At 65.4% G+C, this 24,087-nt stretch carries 22 protein-coding genes; 6 read left to right on the top strand and 16 right to left on the bottom strand.

The window, feature by feature from the left end; translation table 11 throughout:
- Window positions 1-113 precede the first annotated feature (113 nt).
- The 4 genes from IC762_RS26585 to IC762_RS26570 form a co-directional block, all read right to left on the bottom strand.
- Window positions 114-404, bottom strand: a complete 291-nt coding sequence (locus IC762_RS26585) for a type II toxin-antitoxin system HicB family antitoxin (RefSeq protein ID WP_195785142.1) — start codon at window positions 402-404, stop codon at window positions 114-116.
- Window positions 405-514: 110 nt separating this feature from the next.
- Window positions 515-1,183, bottom strand: coding sequence for an OmpA family protein (locus IC762_RS26580; RefSeq protein WP_195785141.1), 669 nt, complete (start codon window positions 1,181-1,183; stop codon window positions 515-517).
- Window positions 1,183-1,599, bottom strand: coding sequence for a hypothetical protein (locus IC762_RS26575; RefSeq protein WP_195785140.1), 417 nt, complete (start codon window positions 1,597-1,599; stop codon window positions 1,183-1,185). Before IC762_RS26575 ends, IC762_RS26580 begins: the two co-directional genes overlap by 1 nt.
- A 63-nt stretch (window positions 1,600-1,662) precedes the next feature.
- The gene (locus tag IC762_RS26570) at window positions 1,663-4,260 is read right to left on the bottom strand and encodes an ATP-dependent helicase (RefSeq protein WP_195785139.1); all 2,598 of its coding nucleotides are present in this window, start codon (window positions 4,258-4,260) and stop codon (window positions 1,663-1,665) included.
- Window positions 4,261-4,542: 282 nt separating this feature from the next.
- Here IC762_RS26570 and IC762_RS26565 point away from each other — a divergent pair, with 282 nt between their 5' ends.
- The gene (locus tag IC762_RS26565; protein WP_021077209.1) at window positions 4,543-4,716 is read left to right on the top strand and encodes a DUF1328 domain-containing protein; all 174 of its coding nucleotides are present in this window, start codon (window positions 4,543-4,545) and stop codon (window positions 4,714-4,716) included.
- A 16-nt stretch (window positions 4,717-4,732) separates the two neighbouring features.
- On the opposite strand, the gene IC762_RS26560 is transcribed toward IC762_RS26565, so the two are convergent.
- Entirely contained in the window at window positions 4,733-5,218 is a 486-nt protein-coding gene (locus IC762_RS26560) for a thioesterase family protein (RefSeq protein ID WP_195790301.1), read from the bottom strand.
- Between the two features lie 146 nt (window positions 5,219-5,364).
- On the opposite strand from IC762_RS26560, the gene IC762_RS26555 reads away from it, so the two are divergent.
- The 3 genes from IC762_RS26555 to IC762_RS26545 all read left to right on the top strand — a co-directional run bounded on the left by IC762_RS26555 (window position 5,365) and on the right by IC762_RS26545 (window position 9,085).
- On the top strand, window positions 5,365-6,789 hold the full coding sequence (locus IC762_RS26555) for an FAD-binding oxidoreductase (protein ID WP_195785138.1): 1,425 nt from the start codon (window positions 5,365-5,367) through the stop codon (window positions 6,787-6,789).
- A 132-nt stretch (window positions 6,790-6,921) separates the two neighbouring features.
- Window positions 6,922-7,314 carry a hypothetical protein gene (locus tag IC762_RS26550; RefSeq protein WP_195785137.1) on the top strand — a complete coding sequence of 131 codons (393 nt, stop codon included), beginning with the start codon at window positions 6,922-6,924 and terminating at the stop codon, window positions 7,312-7,314.
- Window positions 7,315-7,402: 88 nt separating this feature from the next.
- Entirely contained in the window at window positions 7,403-9,085 is a 1,683-nt protein-coding gene (locus tag IC762_RS26545) for a glycosyl hydrolase family 17 protein (RefSeq protein ID WP_246801263.1), read from the top strand.
- Window positions 9,086-9,138: 53 nt separating this feature from the next.
- Here the strand turns inward: IC762_RS26545 and IC762_RS26540 are convergent, their stop codons facing one another.
- The 10 genes from IC762_RS26540 to IC762_RS26495 form a co-directional block, all read right to left on the bottom strand.
- The gene (locus tag IC762_RS26540; protein WP_195785136.1) at window positions 9,139-10,740 is read right to left on the bottom strand and encodes a purple acid phosphatase family protein; all 1,602 of its coding nucleotides are present in this window, start codon (window positions 10,738-10,740) and stop codon (window positions 9,139-9,141) included.
- A 76-nt stretch (window positions 10,741-10,816) separates the two neighbouring features.
- Complete coding sequence (locus IC762_RS26535) at window positions 10,817-12,496, bottom strand: SulP family inorganic anion transporter (RefSeq protein WP_195785135.1); 1,680 nt, start codon at window positions 12,494-12,496, stop codon at window positions 10,817-10,819.
- A gap of 98 nt (window positions 12,497-12,594) precedes the next feature.
- A complete protein-coding gene (locus tag IC762_RS26530) occupies window positions 12,595-13,593 on the bottom strand; it encodes a hypothetical protein (RefSeq protein ID WP_246801262.1) in 999 nt (332 codons plus the stop codon).
- 50 nt (window positions 13,594-13,643) lie between these two features.
- Window positions 13,644-14,429: an HvfC/BufC N-terminal domain-containing protein gene (locus IC762_RS26525; RefSeq protein ID WP_195785134.1), complete on the bottom strand. Its 786-nt coding sequence runs from the start codon at window positions 14,427-14,429 to the stop codon at window positions 13,644-13,646.
- A complete protein-coding gene (gene bufB, locus IC762_RS26520; protein WP_246801261.1) occupies window positions 14,426-15,322 on the bottom strand; it encodes an MNIO family bufferin maturase in 897 nt (298 codons plus the stop codon). The genes IC762_RS26525 and bufB overlap by 4 nt, the downstream gene beginning before the upstream one ends.
- Window positions 15,323-15,431: 109 nt before the next feature.
- On the bottom strand, window positions 15,432-15,689 hold the full coding sequence (bufA2, locus tag IC762_RS26515) for a BufA2 family periplasmic bufferin-type metallophore (protein ID WP_195785133.1): 258 nt from the start codon (window positions 15,687-15,689) through the stop codon (window positions 15,432-15,434).
- Between the two features lie 204 nt (window positions 15,690-15,893).
- Complete coding sequence (bufA2, locus tag IC762_RS26510; RefSeq protein ID WP_195785132.1) at window positions 15,894-16,157, bottom strand: BufA2 family periplasmic bufferin-type metallophore; 264 nt, start codon at window positions 16,155-16,157, stop codon at window positions 15,894-15,896.
- 322 nt (window positions 16,158-16,479) lie between these two features.
- On the bottom strand, window positions 16,480-18,270 hold the full coding sequence (locus tag IC762_RS26505; RefSeq protein WP_195785131.1) for a thioredoxin domain-containing protein: 1,791 nt from the start codon (window positions 18,268-18,270) through the stop codon (window positions 16,480-16,482).
- Window positions 18,271-18,356: 86 nt separating this feature from the next.
- Window positions 18,357-18,821, bottom strand: coding sequence for a DoxX family protein (locus IC762_RS26500; protein WP_195785130.1), 465 nt, complete (start codon window positions 18,819-18,821; stop codon window positions 18,357-18,359).
- Between the two features lie 117 nt (window positions 18,822-18,938).
- On the bottom strand, window positions 18,939-19,670 hold the full coding sequence (locus IC762_RS26495; protein ID WP_195785129.1) for a cytochrome c biogenesis CcdA family protein: 732 nt from the start codon (window positions 19,668-19,670) through the stop codon (window positions 18,939-18,941).
- A gap of 203 nt (window positions 19,671-19,873) precedes the next feature.
- Here IC762_RS26495 and IC762_RS26490 point away from each other — a divergent pair, with 203 nt between their 5' ends.
- Window positions 19,874-21,919 carry an adenylate/guanylate cyclase domain-containing protein gene (locus tag IC762_RS26490; protein WP_195785128.1) on the top strand — a complete coding sequence of 682 codons (2,046 nt, stop codon included), beginning with the start codon at window positions 19,874-19,876 and terminating at the stop codon, window positions 21,917-21,919.
- Between the two features lie 196 nt (window positions 21,920-22,115).
- Here IC762_RS26490 and IC762_RS26485 read toward each other — a convergent pair whose 3' ends face one another.
- The gene (locus tag IC762_RS26485; RefSeq protein WP_246801260.1) at window positions 22,116-22,856 is read right to left on the bottom strand and encodes a FadR/GntR family transcriptional regulator; all 741 of its coding nucleotides are present in this window, start codon (window positions 22,854-22,856) and stop codon (window positions 22,116-22,118) included.
- 199 nt (window positions 22,857-23,055) lie between these two features.
- Here IC762_RS26485 and IC762_RS26480 point away from each other — a divergent pair, with 199 nt between their 5' ends.
- Window positions 23,056-24,087 carry a TRAP transporter substrate-binding protein gene (locus IC762_RS26480; RefSeq protein WP_195785127.1) on the top strand — a complete coding sequence of 344 codons (1,032 nt, stop codon included), beginning with the start codon at window positions 23,056-23,058 and terminating at the stop codon, window positions 24,085-24,087.

Genomic DNA, 24,087 nt, shown 5'->3' with positions numbered 1-24,087 from the left:
AAAGGTCGGGAAGCGTGAGGGGAGGGCGCGGGCCATGGGCCGGCAGCGGGGCGGGGTTACCGGCAGATAGGGACGCGAAATCCGTTCTGCAATCACCCGGCGGGGCAGAAAATCTATTCTGCGGCGTGGGCCCTGGCCGGTAATCCCACCAACGCGACAATGTACGTCCTCAGGTCGTCGGCGACCTCTGGATCAGTCTTCAGTTCGGTCAGCGTTCTCGGGCGCGGCAATGCCTTGCCGTCCGTCTGCAGGGCCTCGGCGTAAAGCTCAAGGGCTTCCGGGGCGTTGCGTAGCGCTTCGTCGATATCATCTCCGGCGGATGTGCAGCCGGGCAAGTCCGGAAACCAGACGCCGATGGCGTGGTCCGGTCCAGCATCCTCGATGATGGCGACGTAATGGGCCAAGGTCTGCCTCAATCGGGCTTCCAGCCCGCTCCCTTATAAATGGCACGCACCAGGCCTTCCGAGAACCAAATATCCGAAGGCTATGGCCGAGGCCGTGCGGTGCGTGACTCTCAGTGCCTCTTCTTCGCCGGCGGCTTCTTGGCGGCAGCGGCGGGCGCGGGGTGCGCCGCCGGCTCGGTGTCGGCGACTTTCGAGACCAGCAGGATTTGCACCTGGGCGTTGACCGGCGCGTTGGGGCGGGCGCGATCGAGCAGTTGCTCTTCGCCGAGGCCCAGCGACTGCAGGCGCTTGGGGGCGATCTTGAAGGTGTTGACCAGGATGTCGCGGATCGCATCGGCGCGCCGCTGGCTCAGCAGCACGTTGTTGTCGCGTCGGCCGCCGGATTCGACATGGCCGACGATCAGGAAATTGTACGGCAGCAGCGCGGAATGATTCAGCGCGTCGGCGATCCGTCCCACGGTTTCGTAGGAGGCCGGCAGCACGATCGGGGTGTCGACGTCGAACTGGATGTCGGCGTTGATGGCCGGCAGCTTGTTCAGGTCGGGCGCGATCGGCGGCCGCTGTTGCGGCGGCGGCTCGTTGCGCGCCCGCGAGCGGGAGCGTTCGAGCGTCTGCTGCTTCAGCGCGGGAAGGTCGAGCGCGGCGTCGCTCTCGAAGTGATTGAGCTTGGCGATGACGTCGTCGCGCGTGACGGCGGTCGTCTGCGCTTGCGCCGGTGCCGACAGCGCCAAGGCGCCGAGCAGGCCGATGCCGCACAGGCTTCTCGTCAGCGCGCGCATCACTGATACCCCGCGTCCATGATCGCCTGGGTGCAGTTGCGGCTCGCGCCCTTGGCGGTGACGAGGCAGGGCACCGACTTGCTGGTCTCCTTGGTCGAGCCGCCGCACACCTTGACGATCTCGAGCCTGCAGGCGTTGGCGACGGTGATCCGCGCCGCGATCCGCTTCTGGATCGCATCGAGCAGCGGCAGATAGTTCGCCTTGCAGTCGGCCGAGATCACGTCGCGGTTGCGCGACAGGCATTCCTTGAGGCGGCTGGAGTCGAGGTTGACGCCGCGGCAATTCGCGGTGATGTCTGCGCCGCAGGCCTTGGCGATCGCGGCCGACGCATCACCAAAGCTCATCGTCTCCGCGGCCGCCAGCGACGGCGCCGTCAGCGCGATGACGAAAAGCAGGAAAAGGCGTCCCCGGATCATGGGGCCATCTCAACCCGTGAATTCAACCGGGGTCAAGGGCTACCAACAGCGGAGTGACTTTCGTCATGCCCGCTCCACGAAGCTGTCGACGACCTTCTTCTCGCCGGCCTTTTCGAAGGCGATGGTGAGCTTGTTGCCGTCGACCTTCACCACATGGCCGTAGCCGAATTTCTGGTGAAACACCCGATCGTCCAGCGAAAATTCCGACACCGTGCCGGTGGACTTCGCCACCAGCTCGCCCTCGATCACGACAGGCCCGCGCCGGCTGGAGCCGCCGCCGGAGGAGGTACCGCTGCGCGACCCCGAAAACGACGATTGCCGCTCCTCGAAGCCGCCGCGGCTTCCTCCGCCGCCGCGGGTGCGGTTGGCCTGGGCGCGCTGCCAGCCCGGGGTCGTGTAGCTGGAGCCGAATGATTCGAGGTTGTCGAAGCGCGAGGCGCCGTAGCCGCCTGAGCCGCCCCAGCCGGAGCCGCCCTTGGATTCGGTGATCTCGACATTGTGCGCCGGCAGTTCGTCGAGGAAGCGCGACGGGATCGTGGTCGACCAGGTGCCGTGGATACGGCGGTTGGTGGCGAAATAGATTTTTGCGCGGCGGCGCGCCCGGGTGAGCCCGACATGGGCGAGGCGGCGCTCCTCTTCGAGCCCGGCGCGCCCCTGCTCATCCAGCGTGCGCTGGCTCGGGAACAGGCCTTCCTCCCAGCCCGGCAGGAACACGTTGTCGAATTCGAGGCCCTTGGCCGAGTGCAGCGTCATCAGCGACACCGCTTCCTCGCCGGCTTCGCCGTCGCGGTCCATCACCAGCGAGATGTGCTCGAGAAACCCTTGCAGGTTCTCGAACTCCTCCATCGAGCGGACCAGTTCTTTCAGGTTGTCGAGCCGGCCGGCGGCGTCCGCCGAGCGGTCCTTCTGCCACATCTCGGTGTAGCCGCTCTCGTCGAGCACGATTTCGGCGAGCTCGGTATGCGAGGTCACCTCGGATTGCGCCCGCCAGCGGTCGAACTGCATCACGAGATCGCGCAAGGAGCCGCGCGCCTTCGGCTTCAGCTCGTCGGTCTCGACCACGGCGCGTGCCGCCTCGAACAGCGGAATGCGGCGCTTGCGGGCGTGGTCGTGCAGCATCTGCACGGTGGCATCGCCGAGGCCGCGCTTCGGCACGTTGACGATGCGCTCGAAGGCGAGGTCGTCGGCCGGCGAATTGATGGTGCGCAAATAGGCAAGTGCGTCGCGGATCTCGGCGCGCTCGTAGAATCTGGGACCGCCGATCACGCGATAGGGCAGGCCGAGCGTGACGAAACGATCCTCGAACTCGCGCATCTGGAACGAGGCGCGGACCAGAATGGCGACGTCGTTGAGGTTCTCGCCGGCGCGCTGCAGCTCCTCGAGCTCCTCGCCGATGGCGCGGGCTTCTTCCTCCGAGTCCCAGGAGCCTGTGACGGTGACCTTCTCGCCGTCGACATCCTCGGTGCGCAGCGTCTTGCCGAGCCGGCCTTCGTTGTGCGCGATCAGATGCGAAGCTGCGGCGAGGATGTGGCCAGTGGAGCGGTAGTTGCGCTCGAGGCGGATCACCTTGGCGCCGGGAAAATCATGCTCGAAGCGCAGGATGTTGTCGACCTCGGCGCCGCGCCAGCCATAGATCGACTGGTCGTCGTCGCCGACGCAGCAGATGTTCTTGAGGGGAGGCGCACTCTCCGTCGTTCCGGGATGCGCCGCAGGCGCAGACCCGGAACCTCGAGCTGAGTCTTCATCACCTCTGGATTCCGGGTTCGCGCCTTCGGCACGCCCTGGAATGACGGGTGTGTTGATCGCTCCCGGAATGACATCGGACAGCGCACGCCCCGGCCGCGTCGGCGCCTGCGACAGCAGCCGCAGCCACAGATACTGCGCAACGTTGGTGTCCTGATATTCGTCGACCAGGATGAACTTGAAGCGGTTCTGGTAACCGCGCAGCACGTCCGGGTGCTCGCGGAACAGCCGGATGTTCTCCAAGAGCAGATCGCCGAAATCGGCGGCGTTCAGGATCTTCAGCCGCTCCTGATAGGTCGCGTAGATCTTGCCGCCCTTGCCGTTGCCGAACGAGGCCGCCTCCGCCGCCGGCACCTGGGAGGGCAGCAGGCCGCGGTTCTTCCAGCTGTCGATCAGGCCGGCCAGCATCCGCGCCGGCCAGCGCTTGTCATCGATGTTCTCGGCCTGCAGCAATTGCTTGAGCAGCCGCACCTGGTCGTCGACGTCGAGCACCGTGAAATTGGACTTGAGCTGCACCAGCTCGGCATGAACGCGCAGGATGCGGCCGCCGATCGAGTGGAAGGTGCCGAGCCACGGCATGCCCTCCACGGCCTGGCCCAGCATCTGGCCGAGCCGCAGCTTCATCTCGCGCGCCGCCTTGTTGGTGAAGGTCACCGACAGGATTTCCTGCGGCCGGGCACGGCCCTGGCTCAGGATGTGCGCGATGCGCGTGGTCAAGACCCGCGTCTTGCCGGTGCCGGCGCCGGCCAGCACCAGCACCGGGCCGTCCAGCGTCTCGACCGCGTCGCGCTGCTCCGGATTGAGGCCGTTGAGATAGTTCGGACCGCCCGCCGCCGCCCGCGCGCGCGCGGCGATGCCGCCAGCCAGCGGCTGGTGCTCGGGAACGCCGTGATGCGGCAGCTTATTGGCTTCGGTCATGCGCGAATCGTCTCGGCCCCACGATGGCACCGCGGGACGGTGAAGGGGAGCCTTCTTAGCAGGGATTGAAGGCCATATAGGGCCTGACCGGCGGTTTTGACAGGTTTTATAGGGGACCGCCTGGAACGTTTCGGCAGCAGCCCAGAACCCGCCTGGTTCCGGAAATCGGCGAAAATTTCGCGGTTTCACGATCAGGAACCTGCGTTCCCTCACCGGATTGTTTCCTCAGATCACGCGCCGGCGTTACCGGGCGCGCCGAGGAAACGAAGCAGAGGTTGGATCATGTTGAGCTGGGTCGTCACGTTTCTGGTCATCGCCCTGATCGCGGGCATTTTGGGCTTCGGCGGCATCGCCGGCGCCTCGATCGAAATCGCCAAGGCGATCTTCTTCATCGCCATCATCCTGTTCCTGGTGTCGGCGGTGGTCGGATTGGCGCGCGGTCGCACACGGGTGTAGTGCGGCCAATGAGAAGCTACTTCGAGGGCATCGCGATGTTGCGGCCGATGCCCTGGGGCCGCGCCACACCGGCGCAGCCGTCCACGATCGCATTTGCGCGGGCACGGATGTCCGATGGAAACGGCGCTACCTTGCGCGCTGCCATGTCGATATGCAGCGTCAGGTTCTCCGACGTCGCCGACAGCCAGCCCTCGGTGGCGTGGCGCAGCTCCTCGAATGTATGCAGCCGCTTCTCGTCGGCGCCGAGCAGATAGACCGAGACCTGCACGGGATCGCCGAGATGGATCTCGCGCAAATAGCGCACATGGCATTCGGCGGTGAAGGTCGAGCAGTGCCGTTCCCGCATGTAGGCCGGCCCGATCCCGATCTGCAGCCACATCTCGTCGATGGCGCGATCGAACATCACATTGTAATAGGCCATGTTGAGATGGCCGTTATAGTCGATCCATTGCGGCTCGATCTGCATCAGCGACGATTTGAACGGGGCCGGCGGCAGCGGCATCTCGTGGTCGGCAGGCACGGTTATGATCCATCCCGGTTTCAGGCATGAACGATGTGAAAGACGCTCGCCGTCTTTTTCAAGTCATGCGCACTTGACCCCTTATACAAGCTTTGCCACGGTCGGCTAAATCCGGGAGGAATTTCGACGTGGCGACAACGATTTCGGGCAATCTGACGCGACCCGAGCCGCAGGCTCTGAAAAGCGCTGTTGAAGCGCTGGCGGCGCGGTTCGGCAACCGGCTCATCACGTCACAGGCAGTGCGGGAACAGCATGCCCATACCACGACCTGGCTGCCGAACCAGCCGCCGGATGCGGTGGTGATGGCGCTGGAAACCGCCGATATCCAGGACGTGGTGCGGATCTGTGCGCCGCATCGCGTGCCGGTCATCGCCTTCGGCACCGGCACCTCGCTGGAGGGCCAGGTCAACGCGCCGGCCGGCGGCGTCTGCATCGATTTGCGCGACATGAACAAGGTGCTCGAGGTCCATGCCGAGGACCTCGACTGCGTGATCCAGCCCGGCGTCACCCGCAAGGCGTTGAACGAGCACCTGCGCGACCAGGGCCTGTTCTTCCCGATCGATCCCGGCGCCGATGCCTCGCTCGGCGGCATGACCTCGACCCGCGCCTCCGGCACCAACGCGGTGCGCTACGGCACCATGCGCGAGAATGTGCTGGCGCTCAAAGTCGTGCGCGGCGATGGCGAGATCATCACCACCGGCACGCGGGCGAAGAAGTCGTCGGCCGGCTACGATCTCACGCATCTGTTCATCGGCGCCGAGGGCACGCTCGGCATCATCTCCGAGCTCACCATCCGCCTGCGCGGCATCCCCGACACCATCGCGGCGGCAGCATGTTCGTTCGAGACCGTGCGCGGCGCTTGCCAGGCCACGATCCTGGCGATCCAGACCGGCATTCCCGTGGCGCGGATCGAACTGCTCAACGCAGCGCAGGTCAAGGCGTGCAACAACTATTCGAAACTGTCGCTGCCGGAGACGCCGCTGCTGCTGCTCGAATTCCACGGCAGCGAGGTCGAGGTCGCCGAGCAGTCGAAGAATTTTCGCGACATCGCCGCCGAATGCGGTGGCGGCGACTTCACCTGGACCACCAAGCCGGAGGACCGCACCAAGCTGTGGCAGGCCCGGCACGACGCCTACTGGTCGGTGAAGGCGCTGCGGACCGGCGCCGGTGTCGGCGTGGTCGCCACCGACGTCTGCGTGCCGATCTCGCGACTCGCCGATTGCGTCACCGAGACCGAGGACGATCTCAAGCGCCTCAACCTGCTGTCGCCGATCGTCGGCCATGTCGGCGACGGCAACTTCCACTGCTCGCTGGTTTGCGACGTCGACAATGCGGACGAGATGGCGCGCGGCGAGGAGTTCATGCATCGCCTGGTCGAGCGCGCGCAGGCGATGGGCGGCACCTGCACCGGCGAGCACGGCATCGGGCAGGGCAAGCAGAAATATCTCAAGGCCGAGCTCGGCCCCGAGGCGCTCGACGCGATGCGGGCGCTGAAGCAGGCGCTCGACCCGCAGAATATTTTCAATCCCGGAAAGATCGTGCCGACCGCATGACGTTCGGTGTGACGGCACGGCAATCGCCGTCACGCTGCAGTCCTTTATTTGAGCATGATCGCGTCGATAATCGCTTCACACGCTTCCCGATCATGCTCTAATCACCTGATCTTCCAGCCACAGGACGTGGCGATGTTGTGGTTCAGCAAGACCAGGCCCAGGGATATCTGGGACGATCCCGTCGAGCAGCCGCTCGGCGACATCGAGGCCGCGCACAAAATCCGCGCGATCTGCCGCGGTGCAGCCGACAGCGCCGAGAAGCTCGGCAAGCCGGCGGGCCGCCCAGCGAAGAAGCAGCAGGCCGAGCGCGACCGCTACGAGCGCGCCGCCAAGGTCGCGATGGAGATCGCGATGAAGATCTCCGATCAATTGATGCGCGATGCGGCGGTACGCGAGATCGTCGGCCTCTGCATGAAGGCCAACAACATCAAGACCGCCCGGGCGCTGTACCGCGCCATCCACGCCGGCGAGATCAAGGCCGAGCTGCTGAAGGAGCATCCGACGCTGGAGGGCGAGCAGGGCTGAGCTGGTCCGGCGGCGGTATGCGCGACGAAAAAGCACAATTTCTTGATCCTCTTGCTTTCCTTGCGATCGCTGTTGCAGGCTCGCTTGGATGCGGTCCAACGTGTCCGCCTCGCATATTGACGACATCAGGCAGATCGGTCCCGCAAGGAAGACGGAATTGGTGTCCCTTCGCACCCCACTGACGCTTCTTCTGATCTCCCTGGGCGCGATCGGCGCGGTGTGGTGGTGGCTGGGCATTCCCATCCGCCTGGCCCACGCGCCCATTGATCCGGACAACAAGGTTCAATGCATCTCCTACGCACCCTTCCGCGATAATCAGACGTCACTCTCACCGGCGACGCAGGTGTCGCGCGAACAGATCGCCGAAGATCTCGCGCAACTTGCGAGGATCTCCAACTGTATCCGCACCTATGCGACCGATCTCGGTCTCGATCAGATTCCCGAGCTTGCGGCCAAGGCGGGGCTGAAGGTCATCCAGGGCATTTTCCTCGATCGCGACCGGCCGAAGAACGCAACGCAGATCGCAACGGCGATACGGCTCGCCCGGCAATATCCTGACACGATCATCGCGCTGGTGGTCGGCAACGAGGTTCTGCTGCGCAAGGAGATGTCGGCCTCCGACCTCGCCGCCACGATCCGCGCGATCAAGGCGCAGGTCAGCGTGCCCGTCACCTATGCCGATGTCTGGGAGTTCTGGCTGGCCAATCGCGAGCTCGGTGACGCCGTCGATTTCGTCACGGTTCATATCCTGCCCTATTGGGAGAACATCCCGATCCCGGCAGAGCAGGCGGCCGCGCATGCCGACGAGATTCGCCGGCAGGTCGCGTCGGCTTTTCCGGGCAAGGAAATCTTCATCGGAGAAGTCGGCTGGCCGAGCGAAGGGCGGATGCGCGAAAAGTCGCTGGCGTCGCCGGTCAATCAGGCCCGCGTGGTCTCGGAGGTGCTCGACCTTGCCCGGCGCGAGCATTTCCGGGTCAATTTGTTCGAAGCCTATGATGAATCCTGGAAGCGCGAGATCGAGGGCACGATCGGCGGCTATTGGGGCCTGTTCGATTCCGAGCAGCGCGCCCTGAAATATCCGCCCGACGTTCCCATCAGCAATTTTCCGCGCTGGCGGCTGCAAATGTACGCCGGAATGGCGCTGGCGATCCTGGTCTTCGCTGCGGCATGGCTGACCTTGGGCCGCAAGCCCAGGCAGAGCGGGCTCGTCGCGTGGCTTGCGGTCGGACTGTCGGCGACGACAGCAGGTATCCTGTTCGGCGTGGCCGCGCAGAAAATGGTCTACGAAAGTTATGGCACGGGTGGCTGGCTGCTGTGGGGCTCGCTGCTGGCGGCGGCAACGGTGTCGCCGCTCTTTGGCGCCAATGCAATCATGGCGGGCCGGACATCGCCGAGCTTTCTGGACGTGTTGGGTCCGCGGGGCATCCAGACCGAGTCGATCCTCGCGAGCCTGCATGGGGTGGTCTGGATGGTCGTCGTCGTGATCGGCACGGCGATCGCGCTCGGCCTGGTGTTCGACCCGCGCTTCATCGATTTTCCCTTCGCGTCGCTGACCATCGCGGCAGTGCCATTTGCGGCCGCAACGCTGCTCAATCCTGCCAGAAAGGGCAGCCGCCCGATGGCGGAATCGCTGTTCACGGGGATTTTTGTTTTCGCGGCGGTCTATGTCGGGCTCAACGAAGGGCCAGCCAACTGGCAGTCGTTGTGGACCTGCGCCGCCTTCATCCTGCTTGCGGTGACGCTGTGGCGGGCGCGTGCATCAATTGCCTAGCGCCCCTCCGTTCCGACGGAATCGGAACGGAGTGAACTTCGTTGCAAGGCGCTCTAATCGCGGCGAGGACGGGTCAGCGTGAAGCTTTCGAACGGCGCGATCTGACCATCCGCTCCCACCACGTCGTAATAAACCACCTTGATCGAGGTGGTCCCGCCAGGCGTCGAGCCCGGGTCCAGCGTGAATGCGGCAAAGCCGTAGGAATGCGCGGCATTGCGCACCGCCGACCACGGCGCCAGCTCCTTGACATAAACCGGCGGACGCTTGCCGGTCTTCGGGTCGGGGTCGCCGACGGCGGTGATCACCCGGCATGCCGGTGGGTTGAAGAACAGCTGGTTCGACGGCGCCGATGTGCCGCCGCCGCCGATCACCATGTGCACCGTTCCCTTGGTCGTGTCGATCACATTGGTTGCGGTCGCGGCCGGCACCGGCGTCAGCGTCGCGTTCGATTCACGGCCACGGATCGGGTGCGAGCGCTCGTAATGGTGCTCATGACCGCACACCACGAGGTCGACGCCGTATGTGTCGAACAGCGGCACCCACTCCTCGCGGATACCGAGGTCCGCGCCATTGAACATGTCGGCGGTCGAGATCGCGACCTGGTGCATGCACACGACGAGCCAGTCGATGCCGTGGTCGTCGCGCGCTGCGGCCAATTCCTTTTCCAGCCACGCCTTCTGGGCGCCGTGCGAATAGCCGCGGACGTAGGAATTGCCGCCGTCCTGATAGCAGACGTCGTCATTGGCGATGCTGACGACGCGCATCGAGCCGGCGGTGAAGGCGTACCAGAGCCCACGCGTGACGTCGGTCTGGCCGGCGGCCTCCGGCACCGCGAAGAAGGTCTGATAGGCCTGATAGCCGATCGGCCCATTGCCGAGCTCGTTCTCGTGGTTGCCGGGCGACGGCATCCAGGGTCGCTTGCGGGCGCTGCGGGTGTTGTTCTCCCAGAAATCCCACCAGGTGCGGACCCGATCCTCGGCGAGATTGGCGTAGCAGAGGTCGCCGTTGAACAAATGAAACAACGGCTTCAGCCGCTCGACGCCGAGCGTGGTGTCGCCGGCGGCCGGCGAGCCGAGATTGTCGTTCACGAAGGGAGCATTCGGCAGCGTCACGCCGGCGGGCGGCACCAGCTTCTTGCCCAGCGTCGGCGTGCCCTGATCGCCGAAGCTCGTGAACGTCAACGGCGCGCGGCCGCGCGGGGCGGTGCGGAACGTCGCGAACTCGGGCTCGGCGCCGTCATGCATGGCGCCGTAAAGATAGGCGGTGTCGGCCTGCAGCCCGCGCAGCCTGGCGTGATAGGCGTAGACGCGCTGACCGGACTTCGCATCGGTGTAGCTCGAAGGCGCAGCCTCGACCGTCTGCTCGAGCCGTCCATCGAGATGACCAAGCACGACTTTCGGATTTTGCACCGATTGCAGCGTGTGCCAGGACACCACCATCTCCGATGACGCATCCGCCCCGAATTGCAGGTGCAGGCCGGCGACCGGGGGCGTCGTCAGCGGATCGGACGATCGGCTTTCGGCGGTGACGGCAGGACTATCAGCAGCCTGGACCAGGGAGCTCGTCATGGCGGCCGCGCCGGCCAGTCCCGCTGCGGCGAGCAGCTTGCGGCGGCTGAGCGCGAGGTTGATCGTTTCGTGATGATGCTCGGTCATGGGCGCGTTCTGTTCTCCATAGCAACTGCGCGCAGAACTTATCGCAACTTGATGACGGCTCGGCAAATCGGTGCGACTACCGTACGCTGATCCCTGCCTTTGCGGCCAGCGCGCGCACCGCCTCGTCGACGCTGTGGAAGACGTGATCGCGCGGCAGCACCTCGTAGAGATCGAAGCGCTCGAATGCGGCGTGTGCGCGGGCGGATTCGAGCCGGGCGAGGGCGACCGTCACGCCTTGCTCTTGGCATTCGCGAAACAGATCGTGCAGCGCCTGCGCCGCGGTGAAATCGATCTCGACCATGCCGCTGGCCTCGATCACCAGCAGCTTCGGCGTCACCGCCGATATCACCTTGAGCACGCTGCCGTGAAAGCTCTCGGCGTTGAGGAATGACAGCGGTGCCTGCAGGCCCACCACCGCGATGCCCGGCTGGCGCTCGCCGGTGACGTGCGACCCCGCCGGCCACCAGATCGTCGTACCAGGCACGTGGACGAATTCGACCAGGTGCCCGCGCGTCGTGGTCCAGATGCCGTGCAGCAGCGACAGCGCGATGCCGACCGCGACGCCCTGCTCGATCGGCAGCACGATGATCGCGGCCGCCGTCGCCACCACCAGCAGGAATTCGTAGAAAGACTGCTTGAAGATCGTCGAGATCTGCCTGGCGCGGATGATGCGCAGCGCCACGAACAGCAGGACGCCGCCGAGCGCTGCCTCCGGCACGTGCTGCAACAGCGTCGCGCCGAACGCCAGCAGCGCGAGCACGATCGCGGCTGCGAACAGACAGGCGAGCTGCGTCCGTCCGCCGGTCTCCGACACGATTCCCGTCCGCGGCGGCGAGGCATTGACCGGGAAGGCGCCGAACAAACCCGCAAGCACGCTGCCCGCCCCCGCGCCGAGGAAGTCGCGGTCGACATCGGCCGGCTTGTCCGGATCGGAGAGGAACGAGCGCGTCGTCGCCGCGGTCTGCACCATCACGACCACGGCGATCAGGATCGCCAGCGACGACAGCTTGACCCATTGTTCCGGAGCGACCACCGGAAACGACGGCTTCGGCAGCGTGCCGGGGACGACGCCGACCACTCTCACGCCTTTTGTCTCCAGATTCCAGGCAATGACGGCGATGGTGGCTCCGACCAGCCCGATCAACGCGCCCGGAATCCGCGCGCTGATCGTCTCGCAGCCGGCGACCAGCGCCAGCACACCGAGACCGATCGCCAGCGTGTAGGGATTGGTGTTCTCGACTTCGCCAGCAAGCACGCCGAGCTTGTAGAGCGTCGGCCCGTCCGGCGCGGCCAGGCCGAGCACGCCGGGCAGTTGCGACACCAGGATGTGGACGGAGATGCCGGCGAGGAAGCCGACCGTGACCGGCGTCGACAGCAGGTTCGCGATCCAGCCGAGCTTGAACAGGCTGCCGGCGATCATGATCGCGCCGACCAGAAGCGCCAGCGCCATCGCGAGCGACTGATACCCGGGCGAGCCGGCAGTGGCCATCAGCGCCAGCCCGCCGGCAAAGATCGGCGTGATGGTGGAGTCGGCGCCGCAGGACAGGAAGCGGTTGGCGCCGAACATCGCAAAGCCGAGCGTTCCCGCCATGAAGGCGAAGAAGCCGATCTGCGGCGAGAAGCCGCCGAGCTTCGCGGTCGCCATCTGCTCGGGGATCGCGATCGCGGCGAGCGTCAGCCCGGCGATCAGGTCGCCCGGCAGGTTGCCGGGCTGGAAGGATTTGAGCGAACGGAAGACCGGCCAGTTGGCGCCCATCGGTCGCTATTCTCCTGCGGTTGATTTGCGGCAGGAAATAGTCCGGCATCGCGCGGCCAAAAGCTAGTGGACTTGCGTGAGTGTGCAGCCGCGAAGGGTTACCGCGGCCGTGGTTCGGTGATTGCCTTGCGGATCGCGGCGAGCGGTGCGCTGTCGTCGAAGGCGACGGTGTCGCCGTTCATCTTGACGCCGAGATCGCGCCACAACGCGGCGAGATCGGGCGCCACCGGCTTCGATCCCCACGCGTCATGCAGGCGCTCCAGCACGTCGACGCCGACCGCCTTGTCGGCGGTCGACAGCACGCGCGCGATCGGCCAGTCCTTCTCGTGATTGCCACCGGCCGCCAGCACGCCGCGCATCGCATCCTGCAAGCCGAGTTTGTTGCCGGTGCGCCTGCGGATTTCGACATCGGCGAACAGGCAGAACATCGCGCCGCCCCAGTATTTCCGGCCCCAGGTGTCGGTGTTGTCGAGGCCCTCGTCGCCGGCTTGCGGCAGGCCCTTCGGCATATCGCGCATCATCGCCTGCCAGATCTCGGCCGCGGTGAGGTCGCCGGCCTGCACGCGGGCGATCGGCTCGACATAGACCGCAAGGCCTTCCGACAGCCAGGCGTAGCGGTCGTCGAGATCGGGCAGCGCCGTGTGCACCATCTCGTGCACGATCACCCAGTCGCGCTTCAGCGCATCGGCGTCGACGTCGCGGCCGATCGGCAGCCGGATCGCCGCCCCGCGATAGCCCCAGGTGGTGCCGCCTCTGACCCGCGCACCATCGACCGGCACCAGCAGCAGGCGCAACGAATCCACCGGGAAGCGTCCGTAATAGCTGACGACGGCGCGCGCGGACGCCTTGACCCAGTCGAGGATCATCTGTTTCGGCAGCGCCATCTCGCCGGGCGCAAACCCGACATGGATGGTCGCGCCGGAGACCTCGATGTCGGTCTTGGGCAGCCTGTCGAAGGCGTCATAGGGCATGCGGTCGCCGCGCATGAACTCGGACTGCGCCGCGACATGGCATGACGCGATGCCGACGATGATGACCGCGACGAGCATCGCCGCGGCGATCACGCGATATGTCGGGATGCGTGTCACCGCCGACACGCGGCATTCGAGGAAAGACGATCGATGTCGGCGCTCATGGCGCGCATTCCCTAGTCGCCGACGGATGCCGTCGTCAGCAGCCCGGCCGTGATCCAGCCGTGCAGATAGGTCGCGCCGCGTGCGGCGGCGCCGTCGGGATCGTCATAGGTCGCGAGCATCTCGCAGAGCACGCCGAACGGAATGCCGTTGGCGGCTTCATCCCACATCATGGCTTCCTCGGCCGGCAGTTCGCGGAACATCGGCGTGGTGTCCTGGCGCCAGATCAGGAGACGCGACGGCTCGCCGAGCGCTTCCGCGTCGGGCGGCGTCTCGTCGTTCTTCAACGCCATCCAGATTGCGGCGGCATTGGTCGACAGATCGACCCTCGTAGCGCTCGGATGCGGCGTGAACACGAGGTCGTTCCACCGCTCGGGCGCGAAGCCGGCCATCGCTTCCAGCGGCAACACCTCGCCCTCGGTCGCGTCGAAAGCGTCGTTCAGCGCCTTCTCCAGCGCCGCGAGGTCGCCCAGCACGGGATGATGGCTATACGGCTCATTGCCGCGCAGGAAATCCGGCAGTCCCTGCGAGAACCAGCGCAGGTTCGGATGCTCCGACGGCCGCGCCTTGACATAGGCATAACTCATCTCGTCGAACATCTCGTCGCCGAGATAGGCGTGCAGCAGCTCGTGGTCGTTGCGCATCGCCTCGACCAGCCGCGAGCCGTAGGCGTGGCGGTAGACACCGAACAACGTGGTGCGGTTCTCCCGCGGGCTGTCGAGGATCTCGGCCAAAATGCCGTCGTCGCCGGTCAGGATGCCGCGCTGGAATTCGCTCTGCTGCCGCGCGAAGTCGCTCATGTCGCCGCTGCGCCCTCGGGCAAGACCTGGGCGGCGATCTCGCGGGTCCGGTTCACCTCCACCAGCAATTCCTCGAGTGGCGGGATGTTGTCGTCGCGCTCGATCATGGTCGAGACCCGGCCGAACCGCTTCAGCGCCGCGATGTAGAGGTCCCAGACATCCTCGCACACCGGATGGTCGTGGGTGTCAATGATGTGCGTCCCCATATGGCTGTGTCCGGCCATGTGAAACTGCATCACCCGATCGGCGGGAATGCCGTTGAGGAAAACCAGCGGATCATAGCCATGGTTGAAGGCGCTGACATAGACATTGTTGATGTCGAACAGCAGCCAGCAGCCGGAGCGGCGCGACAGCTCGGAGAGGAATTCCCACTCCGTCATCTCTGAATTGTTGAACTGCACATAGGTCGAGACGTTCTCGAGCACGATGGCGCGGCCGAGGAAATCCTGCACCAGCTGCACCCGGCTGACGACATGGTCGAGCGCTTCCTCGGTGTAGGGGATCGGCAGGAGGTCGTGCAGGTTCTTGCCGTGCACACCGGTCCAGCACAGATGGTCCGAGATCCATTTCGGGTGCACGCGCTTCGCCAGATCCTTTAGGCCCTGCAGATAGTCGAAATTCGGCGGCGCGGTCGAAGCGATTGACAGCGAAACGCCGTGCATCACCACGGGATAGCGTTCGCAGATCTTATCGAGGATGCGCAGCGGCTGGCCGCCCGGCAGCATGTAATTCTCGCTGATCACCTCGAACCAGTCGATCGGCGGAGTGCCGCTGAGAATCTCGTCGTAGTGTTGCGCGCGCAGGCCGAGGCCGAAACCGAGGAACGGCGGCCGTGCCCGGTTCGCGACCATGTCGCCCGGTGCCAGCGTGTGCGGATGACTTGCAACGTTCATATCGTGCTCTCACGCCGATGGCGACCGGCGCGATCGCCACCGCTCACTATAGCGGGCGAGAGCGTCGCCGTCAGCGGACACTCTCGCCCGAACGAAGGTCATCGCAGGCCTAGCCGGCCTTGAACTTGCCCTTGGCCGCGGTGCAGTCGCTCTTCGTCATTTCGGCGAAGCCCTGGCCCTTGCAGGCATTCTGGCCCTTGCAGGCGTGATTGCCACCCTTGCAGGCGCTCTGGCCCTTGCAGGCGTTGGCGCCGATGCACTTGCCTTCGCCGGCGGCGTAGGACGTGGTCGACACGACGGCGTTAGCCAGGAACAGGGTGGCTGCAGCGGCGGCGATTGCGGCTCCGGACTTGGTCGTAACCTTCATGAGGCGTCTCCTTGTGGACGATGGTTGAAGGTGCGCGTCACCCCCCAGCCGCGACAGTCCGGCCCGAAGGAAGCACCTCGCATAGCTACGTGCCAATCGCGCCTTGGTTACAGCGCGGACAGATTTTTTCTCGGCCCTGGCGGCCCCGTAAACGAGCAAGGCCCGGCGCCGGGGCCGGGCCTTGTCCTGATGTGACCGGTGCGATCAGCCCTTGACGAAGGAACCGCCGCTCGCGACGCACTTCTTCTCGGTCGTCATCGAGAAGCCGGTGCCCTTGCAGGCATTGAGGCCCTTGCAGGCATTGGCGCCGCCCTTGCAGGCGCTCTGGCCCTTGCAGGCATTGCCGGCCATGCACTTGCCCATCGCGGCGTGCGCGGGTGTCGAGGTGGCCGAGACGACCGAACCGGCGATGAACAGAGTGGCGGCAGCGGCGGCAAGCGTGGCGCCCGACTTGGAATTCAACTTCATGACGATCTCCTCGGTGATTGTGTGACAATAAAGAACACGCCGTGACCATCCGTTGATCGTCCGATCAAGGACGCACGACAAATCTTCGGAAAAGCAATCGGATCGCCGGGAGCGCCGAAGAGCTGCCGCGGTCTGATTGCTCGTCCAGATCGAGCTACGGGGTATCAGGCGATTTGGTTACAGAGTTTGGGAAGAAAATTTTCTTCTGCCGGGTTTGGATATCCCGTTCGATATCCAACACCGCCATCCTAGGAGTATTTCATCGCGGGGTGCAATGTCCGGCCCAAAGGCGACCGAGCTCGTTGCGTTGCACAATTCCCGCTCAGTTCTGCGCCGCGCGCGCCGGCTTCAGCTTGGCCATCTGCGCCACATTCGCCTGCAACTCCTCGGCGCTGAAGGCCGGAAACGAGCAGATGCGGTTGCTGCAGGCAAACGCCGCGGGCTCGCCGAGATCGGGATATTCGACATCAGGATTCGGCAATTTGCCTTCGCGCGGATCGAACCAGTCGAGCCGCTTGTAGCGGGCCGGCAGGGCCCGGGCGACGGCATGCAGCGCTTGTGCGCGACCGTCGTCCTTGTGTCCGACGATCGTCATGTGGGTCGGCTCGAGCGCGAGCTCCTCGTCGGCGAGCAGGACGCCGGGTAGCGGCCGTGGTACGTCGGCCGACGCGGCAGCGAGATAGCGCATCGCGTGAGCGGCCTGCTCGCGATAGACCTCGCTGCCATTATAACGATTGAGCATGTTCATGAAGCGCGCGACCTGGATCTGGTCGTCGATCAGCTTGGCCGGCTTGGCGAACACGCCGGCTTTCCCTTCCGACGTCTTCGAGGTGAAGAAGCCGCCGGCTTGATCGCTGAAGGTCGCGACGAAATCGCCCGCCTTGGCCGCCGCCGTCAGCCAGTCGCGATTGCCGGTGGCGGCATAAAGATCGAGCAAAGCCTGGCCCATCGCGACGCTGTCGCCGAGATACGGACCGCCGCGGTCCGCCTCGCCATGGCGGAAACCGCCATCCGGCAGCACACGATTGGCGAGCACCCATTTGGTCGACCGCTCGGCAATCGCCAGGGCCTTCGGATCGTTGGTGACGTCGTAATAGGCCGTAAGGCCGGAGATCGCCCAGCCGTTTTCCCGCGCGTACAAATTGGTGTCGATGCGGGGCAGGCCGAGCTTGCGGCGTTCGGCATCCGATAGCGCATAGTATTTGTGGCCGTCGACCTCGTGATTGAGATCGGCATCCTGGCTGACATAGAAGGCGCCGTCCGGGCTGAGCAGGAACGTCGTCAGATAGCGTTCGACGTCGCGCGCCGCGGCGAGATATTTCGGGTCTTTCCACAGCGCATAAGCCTGACTGTACTGCCGCAGATATTGCGACTGGAACGACATGATCTTCTCGAAATGCGGGTGGGTCCACGAGCCGGCCTCGGAATATTGGAACACGCCGCCCCATACCGGATCGATCAGCGCGATCGCGGCGTCCAGCGTCTGCCGCGCCTGCTTTGCGGCGATGGCGTCGCCGGCTTCAGCGCGGCTGATCGCGAGGTCGAGGCTGTCGGCGTCGATGTATTTCTGGTTCTCACCCCAGCCGCCCAGTGCGTTGTCGTAGGACTCGTCGACCGCCTTGGTCAATTCGCTGCGCTGCGCCTTGCTGAGGAAGGCCGACGTCGCCGGCTTGACCTCGAAGGCTTCGCCGACCGACGGGCCGGGCGAAGGGTCGTCGATTACGGCCTTCAGCAGCGCCTGCATCCGCTCCGGCTCGATATAGCCCCTGATCTTGGCGATCTCGGTGCCGTCGGATGCGAATACGATGGTGGCCGGCCAGCCCCAGTCGCCGTAGCGGCTCGACAGATCGGGATTGGCGTCCTGGTCGACCCGGACCGGCAGGTATTTCGCCGCGAGCAATTCCTGCACCTTGGGATCGGCGTAGGTGGTCTTTTCCATGACGTGGCACCAGTGGCACCACACCGCTTCGAGATCGAGGATGACGAAGCGCTTCTCGGCCGCGGCATGCGCGAACAGGTCGTCGCTCCAGCCGCGCCATGCCGGGCCGTCGGTTGCGAGCGCGGGCGAGGTGGCCAGAGCCACGAGAATTGCGGCGGTGCGAACAAATCTCATGGCGGTTTCCGATGCTGGCCGGCTGTCCGAACTACGCGCCCGCCGCCATCCGGGCTCGCGCTGTCACGGGTTTGTGAGGAGCTCGCTCAGGTCGGCTCCTTCTGGCCCGCGGTCACATTGACCAGCAGCCGGTCGAGCGAGGCCGCGCCGGGACCCACGATCGCGAGCCACATGAAGGCGGCAAAGTAGGTGACCTCCTCGAAACCCAGCAGCGTCTCCAGCGAATCGACGTCGCCCCATTTCGCCGACTTGATCGCCACGACCATCACCACCGCCAGCATCGCGGCCGGGATCCGGGTGAACAGCCCGAGGATCAGCATGATGCCGCCAAAGCATTCGACGCCCGACACGAACGGGGTGAGGATGTTGGGGAAGGGAATCCCCCATTCGACGAAGTTCTGCGTGACCTGCGGAAGGTTGGTGAGCTTGCCCCAGCCGGCCAGCATGAAGGTGTAGCCGACGACGATCCGCATCAGCAGCGGGCCGGCCCAGGAGAAATGCGAAGCGATCCGTGCCGGCAACAAAATCAGCAGGTTGACGATGAAATTCATGCGAAACCCCTCCCGAATATCCCGCCGAGCCGCCTGCGCTCGAGCGAGCGCGCAAGCTGAAAGCTACGGCCGCGTCATGGCAGAAGTTTCGCTGGGAAGGGCGGGTTGTTACAGGGGCTAGCCGATATTCTGCAGCGCCGGAAAGGTCTCCAGCAGCCAGACGCTGACGCTCGACACGCTGCCGGTGAGGAAGGCGATGCCGGTGATCACCATCAGCACGCCCATGGCGCGCTCGACATTGTGGAGCTGGCGCTTCATCCGCGCGAACATCGAGGAGAACTGCTTGATCATCAGTGCCGCCAGCAGGAACGGGATCCCGAGCCCGGCGGAGTAGACGGCCAGCAGGCCGGCGCCCCGTGTCACGGTGGATTCGGCCGCGGCGATCGAGAGGATCGCGGCCAGGATCGGTCCGATGCACGGCGTCCAGCCGAACGCGAAGGCCAGCCCCATGACATAGGCGCCCCACAGCCCGACCGGTTTCGGCGCGGTCATCCGGCCCTCCCGCATCAACAGCCCGATCCGGGTGATGCCGAGGAAGTGCAGGCCCATGATGATGATGACGATGCCGGCCAGGATCGACAGCTCCGCCGACCAGGCCCGGATCAGGCCGCCGACGAACGATGCGCTGGCGCCGAGCGCGACGAACACGGTGGAGAAGCCGAGCACGAACATCAGCGCCGCCGTCATTACCGCGCGCTTGGAGGCCGGCGTCGCGCCGTCCTGATTGACCTGCTCGATGGTCGCACCGGTGAGGTAAATCAGATAGGGCGGCACCAGCGGCAGCACGCAGGGCGACAGGAAGCTGACTAGGCCGGCAATCAGGGCCGCCGGGATCGAAACGTCGTGCATCAATGAGCCTTCGCGGGTAGCTGTCCCAGTCTTCAGTCCTTGTCTTGGCGTGTACGCCTCAAACAATCCAGAAGTTTCGCCGTCGGCGCATTCAACTATGGTCACAGGCCCGTGTGCGGGCGCCAGGCCACGGCCCCGCTGGCGAAACGAACCGAGATGTGTTCCGTAATGCGGTGATAGCAACCGCCAACCCGGACCTCCCGATGCGCATCGGCATCCGTAGCGCCATCACCGCCCTGGTGCTGACCTCGATCATGGTCAGCGCCGTCGGCGTGCATTTGCTGTGGTGGCGCACCGCACAACGGGTGAGCCAGACCCTGGCCAACACCATCAACGACCAGATCGTCTCCGCGGTCGGCGACGAGTTGCAGTCGATCACCACCGAGGCGCGCTCGTCGATGATCGCGGTGCGGACGCTGCTCATGGAAAAGGTGCTGGACGCCAACGACACGCGCAAACGGCAGTTCGTGTTCCTGTCCCAGCTGCAGTCGCAGCCGACCATTTCGTGGGTCGCGTTGGGCTGGCCGGACGGCTCGTTCTTCGCCGGCCACAAGCTCGGCGATTCCGCCGTCGAGATGCTCACGATCACGCCCGACCACAAGCTGCGGATCGATCAGTACGACAACGCGGGTAACGACATCAAGCTCACGCGCAGCACGGTCGAGGACAGCAAATACCTGATCACGGATCAGCCCTGGTTCCGCGATGCGATTGCGGCCACCGACGAGCACTGGTCGACGCTGACGACCCTGCCGCGCGGCGAACGGCGGGCCGCGATGCTGGCGGTGCCGATCGATGTCGACGGCAAGCGCACCGGCGTGCTCGCGATCATCATCGAGCTGACGCGGGTGTCCAATTTCCTGTCGCAGCTGACGGTCGGAAAATCTGCCGGTGCGTTCCTGCTCGATCGCGACGGCGGCGTGATCGCCTCGCCCGATCCGGACGCCGACGAGCTCACCGCGCTGAAGACGGACCATCCGCTGCTGCCGGTCGCGATCGACGCGATCAGGCAGGCTGGCCGCGCCTACGATCCCGCAGACGGCGAGGCGTTCCGCTCCCAGGTGACGCGCGGCGGCGAGGCCTATCAGGCCGTGCTGACGCCGATCTCGTTTCCCGGTTGGTCGCTGGTCACGGTGGTTCCGGAATCCGAATTCCTGGGGCCGGTGCAGATGACGATCCGCAAGCTCCTGATCGGGCTTGCGGTGCTGATCCTGGCCGCCGGGCTGTTGTCGGCCTGGCTGGCGCAGCGCCTGATCGCGGCGCCATTGATCAAGGTGGTCGGCGAGATCAGGCATGTCGAGCGCTTCGACCTCGAGAAGGTCGAACGGCACCCCTCGCATCTTGCCGAGATCGAGAACCTCTCGGGCGCGATCGGCGACATGGCGCAAGGACTCGCCGCGTTCCGCAAATACATTCCCGCCGATCTGGTGCGCAGGCTGGTGAGCGACGGCAACGGCGCGCGGCTCGGCGGCGCGGTCAAGCCGATGAGCGTGATGTTCATCGATCTCGCCGGCTTCACCGGGATGTCGGAACGGCTTGGCGACCGCATCATCCCGCTGCTGTCGCGCTATTTCGACGTCGTCTCGACGGAGATCCAGAACACCGGCGGCACCATCGACAAGTTCATCGGCGACGCCGTGATGGCGTTCTGGGGTGCGCCCGCGCAAAACCCCGATCATGCGCTGGACTGCTGTCGCGCGGCGCTCGCCTGCCGGCGCGTGGTCGCGGCAGCCGGCCTTGCCGACGACAAGGGCGAGGCGGTCCGGATCCGCATCGGCATCAACTCCGGCGACATGCTGGTCGGCAATATCGGTTCGGAAGTGCGGCTGAACTACACCGTGATCGGCGACGCCGTGAACATCGCGAGCCGGCTCGAGAGCACCAACAAGGTCTACGGCTCGACCATCATCATCGGTCCCGAGACGCGGCGGCTCGCCGGCGAGCGCATCGTGGTGCGCGAGCTCGACCGGCTCGCCGTCTACGGCCGCGCCGGCGGATTGCAGATCTACGAGCTGCTCGGGATGGCCGAGGAGGGGATCGTGCCGTCCGATTGGGTGACTTCCTACGAGGCCGGCCTCGCCGCCTGGCGCGCCGGCGATTTCACTGCGGCGATCGTGGCGTTCGAGAAGACCGCAGCGCTCCGCGGCGGCGACCCCGCCTCGACGCAGATGATCGCGAGGTGCCAGCACCAGCTCGCCAATCCGACGGATGCGGAATGGGACGGCACGACGGTGGCACGGACGAAGTAGCTCCCGTCATCCCGAGGCGACGCGTCAGCGCGAACTCCCCCAATCGTCGTCCTGGCGAAAGCCAGGACCCATTACCCCGAGTGCCAACCGCTGTACGACGCTGCGGCCACGATCCCGTTTACAAGCGAATTCGGTGGTTATGGGTCCTGGCCTTCGCCAGGACGACGATGGGGAGGGAGCGGTGCGCGCACCATCATCATCGCTTGCGGGCAGGCGCGGTCGCCTCGAACTCCCGCCCCCGGATCCGCACCAAATCGTCGGCCGAATGCTTCAGCAGCACGACCGTTGCTTCGCGTGCAGCCTCGCCATCACCCGCGGCGATCGCATCCAGCACGGCGCGGTGCTCGACCAGCGCACGCGGGCGGTGCGAGCCGGGGGCTGCGATCGTAAAGCTCTGGCGCAGCGCGATCTCGAACATCTGGGCGATCGGCCAGAAGAACTCGTTGCGGGTCGCAAGGTAGATCGACTGGTGAAACGCGATGTCGGCAACCACGAAGTCTTCATTGGCCTTGGCGGCGTCCATCCCGTCGCAGCCGGCGCGGATGCGGGCGATGTCGTCGTCGCTGGCGTGGACCGCGGCAAGCGCGGAGGCGGCCGGCTCGACCGCGGAACGCAGTTGAAACAGCTTTGCCAGATAGCGGTCGACGTCGGCGGTTTCGAGATGCCAGCGCAGCACATCGGGATCGAGCTGATTCCACTGCTCGGGCGGCCGCACCCGCGTGCCGCTCTTCGGCCGCGACTCGATCAGGCCCTTGCCGGTGAGGGTGCGCATCGCCTCGCGCACCACGGTGCGGCTGACATCCATCATCGCGCAGATCTGCATCTCCGGCGGCAGCGTCTCGCCGACGCCGATCTCGCCGCGCACGATGCTGCCGCCGACGCGGTCGGCGACCTGGCTGTGCACGCTCCGGCGCAACGCGCTGGATGTCTGGAACATCAAGACCTCACTGCGGTTGAAACATGCGACGCGATGGCGCCGCGTTCTTGCGCAAGCCGGTGGTCTACTTGCGCGACCCGGTTGCTCTCTTGCGCAACCTGATGCGTTTTGTCATACATTAAGACAAATAATCTGCCAAGCTCGCCGCAACAAACATGGTGGGCGCAAACATCCGTGGACTGTTCCTGGGGAGGACATCATGACGTCGAAGCGCGTGAGCCGCCGGATTGTCTTGCACTCGTCGGTCGCAGCGTCCGCGTGGCTCGCCGCCGCGCCCACGCTGATCGGCCGCGCGCAGGCCGCGACCATGAAGATGCGCTGCTCGTCGTCGCTGCCCAACGATCCCAAATTCGCCAACGGCCGCGTCTACTACGACAACTTGGTCAAGAGCCTGAAAGCCAACGGGCTCGGCGAGCAGATCGATATCGCCTTCTTCCCCGACAACCAGCTCGGCCAGGAGATCGACGTCATCAATTCGGTGAAGCTCGGCGTGATCGACCTGATGGTGTCGGGCTCGTCGATTTCGGCCAACCTGGTGCCGCTGGTCGGCACTTTCGACCTCGGCTATCTCTTCACCAGCTTTCAGCAGCAGACCAAGGCGTTCGACGCCGGCGCGGCGAAGCCGATCGAGGATGCGCTGCTCAAGGGCGGCAATATCCGCATCATCGCCTGGGCCTATAATTTCGGCGCGCGCAGCGTGTTGGCGAAGAAGCCGGTGAAGACGCCGGAAGACCTCGCCGGATTGAAGATCCGCACGCTGCCCAATCCGATCATCACCGAATGCCTGCGCCTGATGGGGGCGGCGGCGACGCCTTTGGCGTTCGGCGAGATCTACACGGCGTTGCAGGCCGGCGTGCTCGACGGGCTCGAGCATGATCCGCCGACCATCCTCGCCAGCAAATTCTACGAAACCGCGAAGAACTACGCGCTGACCCAGCACATCTTCTCGCCGCTCGCGGTCTATTTCAGCGACACAACCTACAACCGGATGGACCCGAAGCTGCGCGAAGGCTTTCTCGACGCGGCGAAAAAGGCCGCGATCGATACCCGCGCCCATGGCCTTGCGGTCGAGAAGGAGGCGCAGACCGCGTTGGCGGAGAAGGGCGTCACCGTCGTCGAATGCGACAAGGAGGCGTTCCGCAAGCGCGTGCTGCCGCAGACCGACAATTTCATCAAGGCGCGGCCCGAGGCCAAGGCCGTGGTCGACATGATCCGCGCCACCCAGGCCTGA

It is taken from the genome of Bradyrhizobium genosp. L (assembly GCF_015624485.1).
Taxonomy (GTDB): domain Bacteria; phylum Pseudomonadota; class Alphaproteobacteria; order Rhizobiales; family Xanthobacteraceae; genus Bradyrhizobium.
Note: the sequence above shows the minus strand (reverse complement) of the source record. Positions and strands in the feature narration are given on the sequence as shown.